This window comes from Mesorhizobium sp. P2_E9 (genome assembly GCF_056403815.1).
Window position 1 is genome coordinate 309,360 of the sequence record NZ_JBFUET010000007.1, and the last position, 14,894, is coordinate 324,253.

The window sequence follows — 14,894 nt, forward strand, 5'->3', positions numbered from 1 at the left end:
ATGGGTTCACGGCGAGCCTGGTTGCTGTAGATTGGCCCGATGAAAGATTCCGAGCACCCCTTCTTCCGGCCCTTATGGCGGCGCGTCGCCGTCGTCGCGGTCTGCGTCATCTGGTCGATCATCGAGTTCGCCACCGGCACGCCGTTCTGGGGCGTCATCGCGCTCGGTTTTGCCGGTTATGCCGTCTGGCAGTTTTTCTATCTCTACAAGCCAGCCGATGAGAGCAAGACAACGGCCGAGGCCGAACCGAAGGAGTAACCCGATGTCGAAGCTGCTGGTGAAGGCCGACAAGGGCCATGGCCGCGTTGCCCATGTGACGCCGAAAAGCGCCGGCTGGACCTATGTCGGTTTCGACCTGCATCGGCTGAAGCCCGGCGAGAGCGCCTCAGGCAAAACCGACGATCGCGAAATCTGCCTGGTGTTCGTCACCGGCAAGGGCACCGCGAAGGCCGGCGGCAAGGACCTCGGCCTGCTCGGCGAGCGTATGTCGCCCTTCGAAGGCAAGCCGTGGTCGGTCTATGTGCCCGAGGGATCGGACTGGTCGGTGACGGCCGATACCGAGCTCGAACTCGCGGTCTGCTCGGCACCGGGCCTCGGCGGCGGCCTGCCGGTCCGGGTCATCGGACCCGACGATCTCGGCCAGGAGGTGCGCGGCAAGGGCACCAACACGCGCTACGTCACCAACATCCTGCCGGAAGGCAAGCCGGCGGATTCCCTGCTGGTGGTCGAGGTGATCACGCCCGGCGGCCACACGTCGAGCTATCCGCCGCACAAGCACGACCAGGACAATCTGCCCGCGGAATCCTATCTCGAGGAAACCTACTATCATCGCCTCAACCCGCCGCAGGGCTTTGCCTTCCAGCGCGTCTATACCGACGCCGACAAGGATGGTCATCGCGCGCTCGACGAAGCGATGGCGATCGAGGATGGCGATGTCGTGCTGGTGCCTAGGGGTTATCACCCCTGCGCTGCCTGCCATGGCTACGACCTCTATTATCTCAATGTCATGGCCGGGCCGAAGCGGACGTGGAAATTCCACAATGCACCCGAGCACGAATGGTTGATGAAGGCCTGACCGATCTGGGTTTTCGGCTGAAGCCATTGGTCCAGCTAGAAAAAATCGTCGGCTAAGGACTTCTCAGGTCGATTTGCCTTCGAAAACCCTTCAAAGCTTCGTCAATCCGTCATGGAAATCACCTATGGCAGCGAGACTGACGAGGACTTTCGATGCGCTACGCCATCTATTTTACCCCGAGGCAGGACGAGAAGCTGGCGCGGATCGCCGCCAACTGGCTCGGCCGCGATCCGTTCGGCGCCGCGACAAGGCCGGTCGAGGCCGTGGCCGATCTGGCGGCGGCGGAAGTGGCCTTCCACACCGCCTCGGCACGCCGCTATGGCTTCCACGCGACTTTGAAAGCCCCCTTCCGCCTGGCAGCCAATGAGACCGAGACCTCGCTGCGCGCGGGGCTCGACCATTTTGCCGAAGCAACGCCGGTGGTGACGATCCCGCGTCTCGTCGTCAGCCAGATCGACAGCTTCTTCGCGCTGGTCCCGGAGGGGCCGTTGCCGTCGCTCAACCGCTTCACTGACGATGTGGTGCGCGACTTCGACCGTTTTCGCGCGCCGCTGACCGAGGCCGAGATCGAACGGCGCAGCCCGGATTCGCTCAGGCCGACCGAGTTCCGCAATCTCTGCCAATGGGGCTACCCCTATGTCTTCGAGACGTTTCGTTTCCACATGACGCTGTCCGGCCGGGCAGGGCCACAGGAAAGCCCCCGTTTGCGCGCAGCAATCGACAGCCTGTTCGCGGAGGTTCTGCGGCAGCCGGTGCTGGTCGACGCGCTGACACTGTTTGTCGAACCCGAACCCGGTGCGCCGTTCATGGTGCTTTCCCAGCACGTGCTGGGACGCCGCCCGGCCAGAAGAATCGCCTGAACAAGCTCTGCCCCCAAAAGAATCAAGGACTGCCCGAAATGACCGCCGAGACCGTTCTTTCCAACGCCCGCATCGTGCTTGCCGACGAGATCGTCGAGGGGTCGCTGGTGCTGCGTGACGGCTTTATCGCCGGCATCGATGCAGGTTCCGGCCGGACCGGCGAGGATATGGGCGGCGACTATGTCATTCCGGGGCTGGTCGAACTGCACACCGACCATCTCGAGGGCCATTATGCGCCGCGGCCGAAAGTGCGCTGGAACCCGATCGCCGCAGTGCTTGCCCATGACGCGCAGGTGGCGACCGCCGGTATCACCACCGTGCTCGACGCCTTGCGCGTCGGCATGGACGAGGATGCCGACCTGACCTCCGCCGACATCCGCAAGCTGGCCGACGCGATCGAAGACAGCGTCGCGCAGGACCGGTTGCGGGCCGACCATTTCATTCATCTGCGCTGCGAGGTTTCGGCGCCGGACTGCCTGCAGGCCTTCGCCAATTTCGACGGGGATGACCGGGTCAAGTTGGCATCGCTGATGGACCATGCGCCGGGCCAGCGCCAGTTCGTCAATCTCGAAACCTATGCCTACTACTACCAGCGCAAGCTGAAGCTGACCGACCGCGACTTCAAGCTGTTCTGCGAGAAGCGGATGGCGGAATCGGCGCGCAATTCGGCGCCGAACCGGACGGTGATCGCCGCCGCCTGCCATGCGCGCGGCATCGTGCTGGCGAGCCATGACGACGCCACCTCAGGCCATGTCGACGAGGCGATCGAGCAAGGCGTGCGCGTCGCCGAGTTTCCGACCACCGAGGAAGCCGCGCGCGCTTCGAAGGCCGCGGGCTTGGGCGTGCTGATGGGTGCGCCTAACGTCATGCGCGGCGCCTCGCATTCGGGCAATGTCTCGGCCCGCACGCTGGCCAGCGACGGCCTGCTCGACATCTTGTCTTCGGACTACATTCCCTTCAGCCTGATCCAGTCGGCCTTCTTTCTCGGTGATATGGTCGAAGGCATTTCGCTGCCGCAAGCGGTCGCCATGGTGTCGAAAAACCCGGCCGAAGCGGTTGGCCTCAACGACCGCGGCATCATCGAGCCGGGCCGCAGGGCCGATCTGGTACGCGTGCGCGTCGACGACCATGTGCCGGTGGTGCGCACCGTCTGGCGGCAGGGGCGCCGGGTCGCATGATGGTGTCGGCCTTGATCGAGCGCGAATTGTCCGCTGAAACGTTTCCGATCCGCCATGGCGTCTTTGTCGCCGTCGTCGGCCCAAGCGGTGCCGGCAAGGACACGGTGATCGGCTACGCCCGCGCGCTCTTCACCGATGAGACCCGGCTGGAGTTCGTCCGCCGCGTCATCACCCGGCCGAGCGATGCGGCGAGCGAGGATCACGACACGCTGGCCGATGCCGCCTTTGTCGAAGCCGATGCCGACGGCGCCTTCGCCATCTCGTGGGAAGCGCATGGCCTGCGCTACGGCCTGCCTGCCGATGTCGACTGGTCGGTCGCCAATGGCCACGTCGCCGTCGCCAATGTGTCGCGCGCGATCATTCCGGTGCTGCGCGAGCGCTATGCCAATCTGGCCATTGTCGAGATCACCGCCTCGCACGACGTGCTGGCCGAGCGGCTGGCGATGCGTGGCCGCGAGTCGCGCGGTGAAGTGCTGGCACGCCTGGCGCGCAGCGCCAATGTGACGCTGACCGGCGCTGGCGTGACCTCGATCGACAATAGCGGTCCGCGCGAGGTGGCCGGCGAGCGCTTCGCCGAGATCCTCCGCAAGGCGATGGCCTTCTCCGACATGTCGGGCCTGATCTGATTTAAGGCCCCATCCCTCAAGCCGCAGCACGTGCGGCTCGATTGGCCCAAAGCGGCCGCCCCGTTGGCGCTCCACTTGCTTTCCCGACGCCTCCGGAGCGCTATGTGGTGCTGGCCACACATGTGATTCCAGGCCACGCTTGCGGGGAAGCCGCCCAGAAAGCCCGGGGCGAACGACAGGACAGGAAGCCTTGATGCAGACGCTGACGCCCATCCTCTCGACGGTCACGGCGGCATTTCTCGCCTCTTTCGTCGAAGTCGTCGAAGCCTTCACCATCGTGCTTGCGGTCGGCGTGACGCGCAGCTGGCGCCCGGCGCTGACCGGTGCCGCCCTGGCGCTGGCGGTATTGGCGGCGCTGGTGCTGGCGTTCGGACCGCTGCTGGCGCTGGTACCCATCACCACGCTGCAGTTCGTCGTTGGGGTGCTGCTGATCCTGTTCGGCATGCGCTGGCTGCGAAAGGCCATCCTGCGCAGCGTCGGCGTCATCGCGCTGCATGACGAGGAGGCGGCCTTCTCCAAGGAAACGGCGACCCTGCACCAGCAGGCCAATGACCGCCGCGCCGACTACCTCGCTGGACTGGCGTCGTTCAAGGCGGTGCTGCTCGAAGGTGTCGAGGTGGTGTTCATCGTCATTGCCGTGGGCGCAGCCCACGGGCAGACGCTCTACGCCGGCCTGGGCGCGCTGGCGGCGTTCATCCTGGTGATGCTCATCGGCCTGGCGGTCCACCGGCCACTGGCGCGCGTGCCGGAGAATGCGCTCAAATTCGTGGTTGGGCTGATGCTGACCAGTTTCGGCATCTTCTGGACCGGCGAGGGCATCGGTGCCGACTGGCCGGGCGCCGATCTCGCTCTGCTTGCTATCTTCGCCATTGTCGCGCTGGCGTCCTTTGCCATGGTGCGCTGGCTGCGCAACACCTACCCCGCAGCCGCTGGAGGGCTCGCCCGATGAACGCCATTCGTCTTGTTGCCAGGGAATTCTTCGGCATGTTCGTCGATGACGGCAATCTGGCGCTGCTGGCGCTGGTGCTGGTGGCCGCCGTCGCGGCGGCGGTGAAGCTGCTCGCATTGCCACCACTGCTCGGCGGCGCGTTGCTGCTGGTCGGCTGTCTCGCCATCCTGCTGCAAAGCGTTCGCCGCGCCGCACGCGCGATCAGCCGATAGGCGGCAGGGCGTTATTCCGCTGGCGCACCCGCCACGTTTTTGCGGGCCGCATCGATCATCAGACGCCGAGCCCGGAACACGCCCCATTGCTGGTCGACCAGCACGCCGATGAGGATGACGCCGCCCATCACCGCGAAGTTGAGGGAGGAGGGGATGCCGAGCAGATTGACGAGGTTCTGCAGCTCCTGCAGCAGCACGGTGCCGAGGACAACGCCGATCAGCGACCCTTCGCCGCCGCGCAGCGAGAAGCCGCCGAGCACGGCGGCGGCGATGGCGTAGAGTTCGTAGAACTGGCCGTGGCTGGCCGGTGAGATCGAGCGCGTGTACATGGCGAAATAGATCGCCGACAGCGCCGTCAGCACGCCGCAGATGACATAGGCTGCCATGACGATGCGGCCGGTGCGGATGCCGGAATATTTAGCCGCCTCCTCGTTCTTGCCGATGGCGTAGAGATAGCGGCCGAACACCGAGCGGTGCAGCACCACCCACATGATGATGGCGATGACGATCAGCGCGATGAAGCTGTTGGGCACACCATAGGACCGGCCGGCGGTGAGGAATTCAAGGTCGGGAAAATTCTGACCGAAGGCAAAGCCGGCGGTGCCGTCGCCGGTGTAGAAGCGCGCCACGCCGCGATAGATCAAGAGGCCGCACAGCGTGACGACGAAGGGCTGCAGCTTGAGCCGCGTGATTAGCCAGCCATGCGCCAGGCCGATGATGGCGCCGAGCACCAGGATGAGCACGAAGGCGACCGGCCATCCCATGCCACGCACGGCGATGAAGTCGATGAACAGCGTGCCCAGCAGCGCCACCACCGAGCCGACCGACAGTTCGATGCCGCCGGTGATGATGACGAAGGCCTGGCCGATCGACAGGATGCCGAAGAGCCCGATCAGGTTCGAGGTGTTGGCGAGGTTGATCGGCAGCAGGAAGCGCGGATTGATGATGGCCACGATTGCGCCGACCACCAGGATCAGGATCAGCAGGCCGAGATCTTTCTTGCTCATCGTCGTCTCCCCAATGCCTGCCTGAGCGGACCGCGCTTGCGCCCGGCAAAAGCTTATTTCGGCTGCTTGCCCACCGCGAGCAACAGCACGTTTTCCTGGCTGAACTGATCCTTGTCGAGAATGCCCGAGATCTGGCCCTCATGCATGACGGCGATGCGGTCGGACACGCCGATCACCTCTTCCATGTCGCTGGAGATCATCAGCACGGCGACGCCGGCATCGGCCAGCGCCCGCATCAGCCCGTAGATTTCCGCCTTGGCGCCGATATCGATGCCGCGCGTCGGCTCATCGAGGATCATCACCTTCGGGTTCATGGCCAGCCACTTGCCGAGCACGACCTTCTGCTGGTTGCCGCCCGAAAGCGTGCCGGTGCGCGTCTGCACCGAAGGCGCCTTGATGCCGAGATCCTTTTTCTGCTTTTCGGCGGTTGCCGTTTCGGCACTTGCGGACACCAATGAACGCCTGGCATGCGCCGGCAAATTGGGCAGCGAGATGTTCTGCGCGATCGACAAATCGAGCAGGATGCCGGTCAGCTTGCGGTCCTCCGGCACCAGGAAAATGCCATGCGCGACGGCGTCGGCCGCCGAGCCCAGCACAAGCGGCTTGCCGGCGAGCTCGAGCGTGCCGCCAAGGCTGCCGTCAATGCCGAAGAACACGCGCGCCAGTTCGGTGCGGCCGGAGCCGACAAGGCCGGCAAGGCCGAGGATTTCGCCGCGCCTGACGTCGAGGTCGACCGGCCGGCTGGGATAGCTGGGGGTGCGGATGGCCTTGGCCGCAAGTGCGACTGCGCCGGGCGCCCGCGCGGCCTCCGAGGCCTTTTCGCGCTCCTTCAGCATGCGGCCGATCATCAGCTTGACCATCTGGTCGTGGCCGATGTCGCGCTTCTGCAATGTGCCGGCCAGCATGCCGTCGCGCAGCACGACGACGCGGTCGGCGACGCGCTCGACCTCGTGCAGGCGGTGCGAGATGAAGATGACGCTGATGCCGTCGGCCTTCAGCGCCTTGATGACGTCGAGCAATTTGTCGGTCTCGGCGAGCGGCAGGCTCGATGTCGGCTCGTCGAGAATGACCAGCCTTGCCTTGATCGACAGCGCCTTGGCGATCTCGACCATCTGCTGCTGCGCCAGCGACAGGTCGGCGACCTGCGCGTCGGCGGTGAAATTGGCACCGACACGCTTCAGCAGCGGCGCCACCATTTCCCGCAGCTTCGTGCGGTCGACGAGTTTCAGCGGTCCGGCGCGCAGCGGTTCGCGGCCGAAGAAGATGTTGGCGGCGACGTCGAGATTGTCGAACAGATTGAGTTCCTGATGGACGAAGGCGATACCGGATCCGAGGCTGCCTTCGACGCTCAGGCTCTTATGGGCGGTGCCGTCGACCGTGATCGTGCCGGTGTCCGGCGTGGTGACGCCGCCAAGGATCTTCATCAAGGTCGACTTGCCGGCGCCGTTCTCACCGACGAGGCCGATGACCTCGCCCGGCCTGACCTCCATCGAAAAACCATCGAGCGCGACAACACCCGGATAGGTCTTGCGCACGTTCTCGAGGCTGAGGAACGGGGTGGTCGCGGCGATGGATGTGTCGGAATAATTCATCATGCCTGACAGCGATTGGCGAGCTGACCCATCCGCAGACTGACGGTCTCAGCAGGCTTCGTCAATGCGCGCAGCCGGCTCAAGCAGAGTTGAGCCGGCTGAACTGCCTGTGGTCTTAGTTTCCAGACATCGCCTTCAGATTGGCGGCGTAGGCGTCGACGTCATCCTTGCCGATGATCTTGGTCGGGATGATGATGAGGTTGCCTGCCGGGATGCCCGACTTGTCGCCCTTGAGATAGGCGGCCATCAGCTTCATGCCCTGATAGGCCCATTCGAAGGGCTGCTGCACGACGGTAGCCGCAATGGTGCCTTCCTTGACGCCGCCCAGCGTGATCGGATCGTCATCGAAACCGACGACCGTGATCGAGCCGAGCTTGCCGGCATCGCGCAGCGCTTCATAGATGCGCGGCGTGTTGTAGGAGTAGAAGCCGACCATGCAGGTGACGTCGGGGCTGGCGACCAGCGCGTCCTCGACGTTCTTCTTGGCACGGGCCTGGTCGATGTCGTCGCCGCGCACGTCGACGAGTTCGATCTTGGTGCCGGCCAGGCCATCCTTCATGCCCTGGATACGCTCCTTGGCATTGTCGGCGCCGAGCAGGCCGACGAAGCCGAGGCACTTGCCGCCGTTCGGCATCGCCTTCTTGGCGATTTCGGCCGCCTGTTTGCCGGCGTCGACGTTGGACGAGCCGATATAGGCGACGCGCTTGGTCTGCGGAGCGTCGCTGTCGGTGGTGAACAGCGCGGTTTCCGAGGCGATCTTGTTCAGACCATCGGTCGAGGTCTTGGGATCGACGGCCGAGACCATGATGCCCTTGACGCCGGCCGTCACCAGATCATCCATCAGCCGCTGCTGGATGGCGACCGAGGATTGTTCCGGATATTTGAGCTCGAGTGTGTAGTCAGGCAGTTCGCCCTGCGCCTTCTTGACGCCGGCTTCGGCCGCTTTCCAGAAATCGGAAGCGCCGTTGACGACGAAAGCCAGTGTTGGCTTGTCGTCGGCGCGTGCGATGGCCGTCGCCGTCAGGCCGACAACCAGGGCCGCGGCGGCCACGGATGCATTGCGTATCAAGGACTTCATGTTCAACCTCCCGTTTTGGTCCAGCCTTCGGGCTGACCAGTCTTGCTCACTAGAATTGCCTTGCTCACCAGAATTTGCCGTCTGTGGCTTGGACGCCCCTCCTCCTCAGGGGTTCCCGGCACTGAAAGGATGGCGTCGTCCAGCCACGGTCACGGACTTTAGAGACTCATCCCTCATTCGTAAATAGTCCGATTTGTCTGACATATCACATATCTACTATAAGGTTCGCGGAGGCAATATCCGCTCACCATCGGACCAGTCACGAGTACTCCCGCCGCACCGGGATCCATCGGACCGGACGCGACGGATTGACGTTACAGCGCATCTTTGTATTAGTAAACAGTATTAGTTCTCACCCGTGCCTGGACTCATCGGGGCGACAGCGCAACCGATCCGCCGACGATGGACTGCCTTGCCAGCGCGGCGGCCCAAGCCTTGCTATTCCTGCCTTTCTGAATACCCGGAGCCGCATGACCGATGGATCAACGCCTTACTAATAGTTATAAATTCATCGACGGCCTCTATAAATCGCCGCCGCCGCGCCATCTTGTCGACCCGGCAGGCTGCCGCTAGACAGGCTAGGATTGGGGACACGAATGCAATGAGCGAAACCAGGGATCGGACCATCGAGACCGCGAAGCGCCGCAAGGCGCCAGCGAAGCCCAAGGGGCGGGTCACCATGACCGACATCGCCAGGGCCGCCGGCTGTTCGCAGGCGACCGTTTCCTTCGTGCTCAACAATTCGCCAGGGATCAAGCTGTCGCAGCAGACCCGCGAACGGGTGATCGAGGCCGCACGGGCGCTGGGCTACAGCGCGCCCGCTTTCTCGGCACTGCGCAAGCCTGTTGCCGCCTTCGATGGCCTTGACGGGGTGATCGGCTTCGCCGTCGACCAGCTGGCGACCAGCCCGGAGGCGGTGGTCGCCATCGAAGGCGCACGCCAGGCTTCGTGGAATGCCGGCAATGTGCTGCTGGTGGCGCAGACCATGGGCGACGCGGTGATGGAGCCGCGCGCCATCCAGGCGCTGACTAGGCGGGGCATTTCGGCGCTGATCTACATGACCATCTTCACCCGCGAAATCACGGCACCCGATTTCCTCTACAGTCTCGACATTCCGGTGATCCTGCTCAATTGCTACACGGCCGACTACGCCTTTCCCGCAGTGGTGCCTTCCGAGATCGCCGGCGGCCAGAGCTCGACAAGGCATCTGATCAGCCACGGCCACCGCCGCATCGCCACCATCACCGGCGAACCCTGGATGCAGGCGGCACAGGACCGGCTGAAGGGCTACCGCCGCGCGCTTGCCACCGCCGACATCCCGTTCGACGCGGAGCTGGTGGTCGAGGGCGACTGGTCGGCCAGCGCGGGCTATGCCGCGACCGTCAAATTGTTGGCGCTGAAAGACCGCCCGACCGCCATCTTCTGCCAGAACGACCGCACCGCGATCGGCTGCTACGAAGCGCTGAAGGAAGCCGGCCTGCACATTCCGCAAGACATTTCCGTCGTCGGCTACGACGACGAGGAAATCGCCCGGCATCTGTTCCCGCCGCTGACCACCTCGATCCTGCCGCACATGGCGATGGGCCAATGGGCGATCGAGCAGCTCGAGGCGCCGGCGGCGCCCGGGCAAGGGCGCTATCCCATCACCAAGCTGGAGTGCCCGCTGGTGGAGCGGGAGAGTGTGCGGGCGGTGGCCGGAGCCGTGACGGGTCGAGAAGGCTGACCGTCGGTCTCAGCGTGCTCATCGGCGCACCACCCCTGCGGTCCGCGGTTGTCGGCATCGACCCGGGAGCCACGGTTGAGAATAGGCCGCGCCTGCTATAGATGGCTCGCGCCAGACCGCCGCATGGGGTCGGAAGGTGTCCAACTCGAGCGACAGGGGCGATCATGGCCTACGAAAACGAAGACTACATCTACGACGAGGCCACCGGTGAATGGCGTCCGGCCTCGGAGATCGCTGCCTTCGCCGAGGCGGGGCGCATTGTGCCACGCGATGCCGCCGGCAATGTTCTTGCCGACGGGGATTCGGTGATCCTGATCAAGGACCTCAAGGTGAAGGGCGCCGGTCAGACGCTGAAGCAGGGAACCCTGATCAAGTCGATCCGGCTCACCGACAATCCCGATGAAATCGATTGCCGGCATGAGGCGATCAAGGGCCTCGTCCTTCGCACCGAGTTCGTGCGCAAGCGGTGAGCGTTACCCGGCTGCCGCGATGCTGAACACGCGGTCGGCACGGGACCCGGGCAGGTCGAGGACCGAATCTGGCTGGCTTCCGCGAAGCGGAACGTCGGCTTTCGGGATGACGGGGCTAGAAAGCCGGCCTTAGCATCCTGGGTAGCGCCGACCGCTTTGCGCCAGAGGCGGGGCGCTCGCCACGGCGACAACGAGCCTTACAGGCGAACGGCGCCAAGGGCCATACCTGACTCTATGTTCCCTTCACGATTCTCGGTTTAGCCGGTCGGCGGGATTGCGCCTCGTTCTCTAGGGCCAAGGCCAACCGCTTCTCGTCTTCGATGGCGCGATCGACTGCCTCAATTTCCTCTTGGAGCGCCTTCAATTCGGCTCCGTAGCTGGCGCCATCGCTGTCCCCGATCTGAAAGCCACTTGCCCGCATTGCGTCGCGAGTATGGTGCACGTTGCGGACTCCTTCGCGTCGAGTCGCCACCAGGATTTCCCTGAACTCTCCAAGACGTTCAACGTGATTACGAGTCATTGCGTTCTCCTATTTCGTCGCCATCGTCGCCGACGGCGATTCAAAACGGCTAAAACTTACGGCGCAGACGGTTTAAGTAATTACAGGGGTACCCTCGACAAAGCATGAGTGCGGAAGCTCAAATTTGAACGTTTTGCAATAACGTGGAGCGCGGCAGGCGGAAATTGGCTTGGGAAGCCGGATCGATCACCGAACAGGTGCTAGACTCTTCGGCCGAGCGCGTCCGCTGCGCGACGCGCTTGCCGACCGCCTGCCTTAGGTGCTTGCCGTCATCCGTCTAAACGACAGCGTAGAGCTCGCTTCCGCAGAAAATGAATGAATCCAACTCAAAGTTTCGCCAATTGGCGTCAGCCAGTTAGTGGGAAAAGCGTGCTCTCACTGCTTACGGGTTCCTTGCTTCGCGTAAGCGTATTTCACTTGTGGTCATATAAGTATATGTAATACATAAGGAAAAATGGCGCACCCGACAGGATTCGAACCTGTGACCTCTGCCTTCGGAGGGCAGCGCTCTATCCAGCTGAGCTACGGGTGCTTTCCGGCGATGCGGAAAACGAACCAGCCGGTGAACCGGCAAGTCACGGCTTCTTAGCGGAAGCCGGCGCGGGCTTCAACGGGCAATTGGCGGGCCGCTGGGCCGCGAACTGAGATTAACGCGCTTTCGGGATCCTGATGCCATGGACGTCCAAGCCCCTCTCTAAGACTCCGAGCCGCCAAGGTGCCTGCCGGAAGATGGCGCCTGAAACGAAAAACCCGCCTCGGCGGCGGGTCGCTGGCGCAAATCAGCACCATGGTCAGATTTATAGCATAATTGCCGTCACCGGGCAACCGATCGCGAGCTCGCTGCCATGATCGCATCCAGCCCTTCGCAGACTCCCTACCCTTCAGGCGCTCACTACCCCGCCTCACCCTTCACCGTCCTTCGCCTCACCCCGCGCACCGCCCGCTTCACCTTCTTCGCACCCGCCAGCTCCTGCATGGCCTCCAGCTGCATCTGCTGCATCTCGGCCAGCCGCGTCCATTGGCGGGAGATGAGGTAGTCGAGTTTTTCGTGCAAATGGCGCACTTCGAGCTCGGCCTTGAGGTTGACGCGGTATTCGTTGAAGGAGCGCAGGCGGTCTTTCACCTCCTGGCGCTTCTGGCTCATCATGATGATCGGCGCCTGGATGGCGGCGATGCAGGAGAGCAGGAGGTTGAGCAGGATGAAGGGATAGGGGTCGAAGGCGCCGTTCAAACCCTCGAACAGGTTGATACCGATCCAGACCAGCAGCACGCCGGCAAACGAGATCAGGAACCACCAGCTGCCGCCGAAGGCGGCCATGTTGTCGGAGACGCGGTCGGGGAACGTGCGGTGCTCCTCGAACTCCTCCTCCGAGTTTTCGGAAATCGTGTCCTGCCTGGCGATCGATTCCACCACCTGGCGGTCGAGTTCGGAGAATTCGCCGTGCTCCTGCTGCAGCAACTCCTCCATGTAGCGCATGCGGTAGCGGCCGAGCTCCTCGCGGCTGATGCGGGCGCCCCTGGGCAGGTCCGGGTGGTCGGCGTGAATGCGGTCGGCAAGGCTCGGGCGCAGCGTGTCGATGCGCACGAGGTCGCGCTTGCGGAATTTGCGGCCTGAGATCGCCGACGGTTTTTTCCTGGGCTTTATGCGCGATGCGCCGGGGCCTGACGGTTCGGAGTCCGGCACTTCAGGCATGTCGAAATGCTCGTCCGAAACCTCGTGCAGATCCTCCTGCGTGATCGGCGCCTCGAAATATTCGCCGCCGCTGTCATTCTCATTGGCCGCCGCCTTCTGCTCTGGCGTTTTGGGGACGGTGCTCATGGTGCGGGCTCCTGCTGTGGCGCTAAGGTGTGATGATATTCAGGTGAGGCCGGCCTGCAAACGACGGCTTTCTGCGCTTCCGGTGCTCACGTACGAAAAGTACGCTCCGCTCGTCGCAAGAGCGACCCCGAAAGCCATCGTTTTCGGCTCGGCCTGACCTGACTCTCAACACACCTTGGGCCTTCTGCCTGTCGCAGGCAGACGATACGCCAACGGGGCGGCGCATAGCCACCGTCGGTTTTCGCAGCCTATGCCATGGCTTCCGGACAATTGCGTGACAGTCGTGAAACAATAGCCGGCTGCCCACCTTTGTTGGCTCAGGCCGCAGGACTACTACTGCTGTTCGGCGAACATCAGCCTGGTCTTGGTGCCATCTGTCGTCGGCGACAGGCTGCGCTGGATCAGCGCTTCGACATGGTCGTTGCGCTGGCGGGCACTGTCGGCGCCCATCACCACCACGATCAGCTGGCGGCCGTCGGCATTGTAGGAGGTGACGATGTTGAAGCCGGAGGCCCTGATGTAGCCGGTCTTGATGCCGTCGACGCCGCGCACGCGGCCGAGCATGTCGTTGTGGCCGCGCACCAGCCTGCCGCGGAACATGAAATCGCTTTCGGAGAAATAATGGAAATGCTGGGGAAAGCGCTGACGCAGCGCCAGGCCGAGCACCGCCATGTCGCGCGCCGTGGTCATCTGGCTGTCGTCGGGCAGGCCGGATGCGTTGCGGAAGGTGGTGCTGGACATGCCGAGCGAGCGCGCCTTGGACGTCATCATGGCGGCGAACTGGTCCTCCGAGCCGCCGAGATATTCGCCAACCGCCACCGCCACGTCATTGGCGGATTTGACGACGATGGCGCGGATGGCGGAATCGACATCGATCGTTTCGCCGCGCCGGAAGCGCATCTTGGTCGGCGGCTGCGAGGCGGCGTGGTCGGAGACCGGGATCTGCGTTTCCTTGGTCACACGCCCGGATTCCATCGCCTCGAACAGCAAATAGAGCGTCATCATCTTGGTCAGCGAGGCCGGATAGCGCTGCGCCGTCGAGTTGACCTCGAACATCTGCTTGCCGGTCTTGGCGTCGATGACGATGGCGGCATATTTCTGCGGCGGCGCCGGCACGGCCAGCACCTGATCCGGCGGGGTCGTGGTCGAGCAGCCGGCGACCAGCAGCAACAGGCCGAGGGCGACGAAAACTCTCTGGAGGAGCGGAAGGGGACGCAGGTTGGACAAGGGCAGGACTGTTCTGGCGATGCTGTTGCTGAGATGAGGCGAAGCTAACGTAACGCGACTGATGCGTCCATTTGGTTAATGGCTGACAGCCCCAGGATTGTCGAGTTCTAGCCGGTTCCTCGTCCCCGCTTTGCGCTACGCTATGCACACATCTTCTGTGATTGGCGTGACTGATCGGCGCGAGGCTTGATTGCCACGTGGTTCCCCCAATCCGTCGCTGCTTCGCAGCGCCACCTTTCCCCCCTCCGGAGGGAAAGGAAGGGAGCGTTGCTGGACGAGCGTTGACGGCAAAAAGCATGGCGCCTTTCCTCTACCCCGTCGATCGGGGGAGAGCGACTATCTGGGGTGTCAAGTTGCATTTGCGAACTCAGTTCTCGCGTCGCGTGCTTTTGCATTGAGGATGACGAGAAGTTTTCTGGCGAGTGCGATGCGGATGAGCATTTTGGGCTTTCCCGCCTGCTGCAACCGTTGAGCGAACGCTTTGAGGTGGGGATCGAACTTGGCCACGATGGCCGCGACGACGAAGAGGATGCCGCGCGGCCCAGCACGTCCGCCGCG

General features: G+C 63.6%; 15 protein-coding genes, 1 tRNA gene and 1 pseudogene. 9 read left to right on the top strand and 8 right to left on the bottom strand.

The features are described from left to right. The first annotated feature begins 39 nt into the window (after positions 1 to 39). From AC1D05_RS14945 to AC1D05_RS14975, 7 genes are all read left to right on the top strand, one after another. Positions 40 to 258: a hypothetical protein gene (locus tag AC1D05_RS14945; RefSeq protein ID WP_095083278.1), complete on the top strand. Its 219-nt coding sequence runs from the start codon at positions 40 to 42 to the stop codon at positions 256 to 258. A 4-nt stretch (positions 259 to 262) separates the two neighbouring features. Beyond that, the gene (iolB, locus tag AC1D05_RS14950) at positions 263 to 1,075 is read left to right on the top strand and encodes a 5-deoxy-glucuronate isomerase (protein ID WP_477441593.1); all 813 of its coding nucleotides are present in this window, start codon (positions 263 to 265) and stop codon (positions 1,073 to 1,075) included. Positions 1,076 to 1,227: 152 nt separating this feature from the next. Beyond that, on the top strand, positions 1,228 to 1,935 hold the full coding sequence (locus AC1D05_RS14955) for a DUF1045 domain-containing protein (protein ID WP_477441595.1): 708 nt from the start codon (positions 1,228 to 1,230) through the stop codon (positions 1,933 to 1,935). Between the two features lie 38 nt (positions 1,936 to 1,973). Then, positions 1,974 to 3,113, top strand: coding sequence for an alpha-D-ribose 1-methylphosphonate 5-triphosphate diphosphatase (locus AC1D05_RS14960; protein ID WP_477441597.1), 1,140 nt, complete (start codon positions 1,974 to 1,976; stop codon positions 3,111 to 3,113). After that, positions 3,110 to 3,739 carry a phosphonate metabolism protein/1,5-bisphosphokinase (PRPP-forming) PhnN gene (phnN, locus tag AC1D05_RS14965; protein ID WP_477441599.1) on the top strand — a complete coding sequence of 210 codons (630 nt, stop codon included), beginning with the start codon at positions 3,110 to 3,112 and terminating at the stop codon, positions 3,737 to 3,739. Before AC1D05_RS14960 ends, phnN begins: the two co-directional genes overlap by 4 nt. Before the next feature lie 193 nt (positions 3,740 to 3,932). Continuing rightward, complete coding sequence (locus AC1D05_RS14970; RefSeq protein WP_477441601.1) at positions 3,933 to 4,688, top strand: COG4280 domain-containing protein; 756 nt, start codon at positions 3,933 to 3,935, stop codon at positions 4,686 to 4,688. Then, the gene (locus AC1D05_RS14975; protein WP_477441603.1) at positions 4,685 to 4,900 is read left to right on the top strand and encodes a hypothetical protein; all 216 of its coding nucleotides are present in this window, start codon (positions 4,685 to 4,687) and stop codon (positions 4,898 to 4,900) included. The genes AC1D05_RS14970 and AC1D05_RS14975 overlap by 4 nt, the downstream gene beginning before the upstream one ends. 11 nt (positions 4,901 to 4,911) lie before the next feature. On the opposite strand, the gene AC1D05_RS14980 is transcribed toward AC1D05_RS14975, so the two are convergent. From AC1D05_RS14980 to AC1D05_RS14990, 3 genes are all read right to left on the bottom strand, one after another. Continuing rightward, positions 4,912 to 5,907: an ABC transporter permease gene (locus AC1D05_RS14980; RefSeq protein ID WP_172221025.1), complete on the bottom strand. Its 996-nt coding sequence runs from the start codon at positions 5,905 to 5,907 to the stop codon at positions 4,912 to 4,914. A gap of 53 nt (positions 5,908 to 5,960) precedes the next feature. Then, positions 5,961 to 7,499 carry a sugar ABC transporter ATP-binding protein gene (locus AC1D05_RS14985; protein WP_477441642.1) on the bottom strand — a complete coding sequence of 513 codons (1,539 nt, stop codon included), beginning with the start codon at positions 7,497 to 7,499 and terminating at the stop codon, positions 5,961 to 5,963. Between the two features lie 115 nt (positions 7,500 to 7,614). After that, a complete protein-coding gene (locus AC1D05_RS14990; RefSeq protein WP_477441605.1) occupies positions 7,615 to 8,577 on the bottom strand; it encodes a sugar-binding protein in 963 nt (320 codons plus the stop codon). Positions 8,578 to 9,178: 601 nt separating this feature from the next. Between AC1D05_RS14990 and AC1D05_RS14995 the strand changes: the two genes are divergently transcribed. Continuing rightward, the gene (locus tag AC1D05_RS14995) at positions 9,179 to 10,300 is read left to right on the top strand and encodes a LacI family DNA-binding transcriptional regulator (protein WP_477441607.1); all 1,122 of its coding nucleotides are present in this window, start codon (positions 9,179 to 9,181) and stop codon (positions 10,298 to 10,300) included. Positions 10,301 to 10,464: 164 nt separating this feature from the next. Then, positions 10,465 to 10,770 (top strand): alkylphosphonate utilization protein, encoded by a 306-nt coding sequence (locus tag AC1D05_RS15000; RefSeq protein ID WP_477441609.1) that lies wholly within the window; start codon positions 10,465 to 10,467, stop codon positions 10,768 to 10,770. A gap of 232 nt (positions 10,771 to 11,002) precedes the next feature. On the opposite strand, the gene AC1D05_RS15005 is transcribed toward AC1D05_RS15000, so the two are convergent. The 5 genes and pseudogenes from AC1D05_RS15005 to AC1D05_RS15025 all read right to left on the bottom strand — a co-directional run. Next, positions 11,003 to 11,290 (bottom strand): hypothetical protein, encoded by a 288-nt coding sequence (locus AC1D05_RS15005; RefSeq protein ID WP_352550154.1) that lies wholly within the window; start codon positions 11,288 to 11,290, stop codon positions 11,003 to 11,005. A 455-nt stretch (positions 11,291 to 11,745) separates the two neighbouring features. Then, positions 11,746 to 11,822: transfer RNA gene (locus AC1D05_RS15010), tRNA-Arg, on the bottom strand. A 360-nt stretch (positions 11,823 to 12,182) separates the two neighbouring features. Beyond that, entirely contained in the window at positions 12,183 to 13,109 is a 927-nt protein-coding gene (locus tag AC1D05_RS15015; protein WP_477441611.1) for a DUF1003 domain-containing protein, read from the bottom strand. Positions 13,110 to 13,442: 333 nt separating this feature from the next. Next, positions 13,443 to 14,336, bottom strand: coding sequence for a D-alanyl-D-alanine carboxypeptidase family protein (locus tag AC1D05_RS15020; protein WP_477441613.1), 894 nt, complete (start codon positions 14,334 to 14,336; stop codon positions 13,443 to 13,445). A gap of 348 nt (positions 14,337 to 14,684) precedes the next feature. Further along, a pseudogene (locus tag AC1D05_RS15025) lies at positions 14,685 to 14,894 on the bottom strand (IS110 family transposase); the annotation flags it as partial.

What these genes read in the sequence shown, in the direction of transcription:
- AC1D05_RS14945 (WP_095083278.1), top strand. Translation starts at nt 40, where the DNA reads ATGAAAGATTCCGAGCACCCCTTCTTCCGGCCCTTATGGCGGCGCGTC.
- AC1D05_RS14970 (WP_477441601.1), top strand. Translation starts at nt 3,933, where the DNA reads ATGCAGACGCTGACGCCCATCCTCTCGACGGTCACGGCGGCATTTCTC.
- AC1D05_RS14990 (WP_477441605.1), bottom strand. Translation starts at nt 8,577, where the DNA reads ATGAAGTCCTTGATACGCAATGCATCCGTGGCCGCCGCGGCCCTGGTT.
- AC1D05_RS15005 (WP_352550154.1), bottom strand. Translation starts at nt 11,290, where the DNA reads ATGACTCGTAATCACGTTGAACGTCTTGGAGAGTTCAGGGAAATCCTG.
- AC1D05_RS14980 (WP_172221025.1), bottom strand. Translation starts at nt 5,907, where the DNA reads ATGAGCAAGAAAGATCTCGGCCTGCTGATCCTGATCCTGGTGGTCGGC.
- AC1D05_RS14995 (WP_477441607.1), top strand. Translation starts at nt 9,179, where the DNA reads ATGAGCGAAACCAGGGATCGGACCATCGAGACCGCGAAGCGCCGCAAG.
- AC1D05_RS14985 (WP_477441642.1), bottom strand. Translation starts at nt 7,499, where the DNA reads ATGAATTATTCCGACACATCCATCGCCGCGACCACCCCGTTCCTCAGC.
- AC1D05_RS15000 (WP_477441609.1), top strand. Translation starts at nt 10,465, where the DNA reads ATGGCCTACGAAAACGAAGACTACATCTACGACGAGGCCACCGGTGAA.
- AC1D05_RS14975 (WP_477441603.1), top strand. Translation starts at nt 4,685, where the DNA reads ATGAACGCCATTCGTCTTGTTGCCAGGGAATTCTTCGGCATGTTCGTC.
- AC1D05_RS14960 (WP_477441597.1), top strand. Translation starts at nt 1,974, where the DNA reads ATGACCGCCGAGACCGTTCTTTCCAACGCCCGCATCGTGCTTGCCGAC.
- AC1D05_RS15015 (WP_477441611.1), bottom strand. Translation starts at nt 13,109, where the DNA reads ATGAGCACCGTCCCCAAAACGCCAGAGCAGAAGGCGGCGGCCAATGAG.
- AC1D05_RS14955 (WP_477441595.1), top strand. Translation starts at nt 1,228, where the DNA reads ATGCGCTACGCCATCTATTTTACCCCGAGGCAGGACGAGAAGCTGGCG.
- phnN (WP_477441599.1), top strand. Translation starts at nt 3,110, where the DNA reads ATGATGGTGTCGGCCTTGATCGAGCGCGAATTGTCCGCTGAAACGTTT.
- iolB (WP_477441593.1), top strand. Translation starts at nt 263, where the DNA reads ATGTCGAAGCTGCTGGTGAAGGCCGACAAGGGCCATGGCCGCGTTGCC.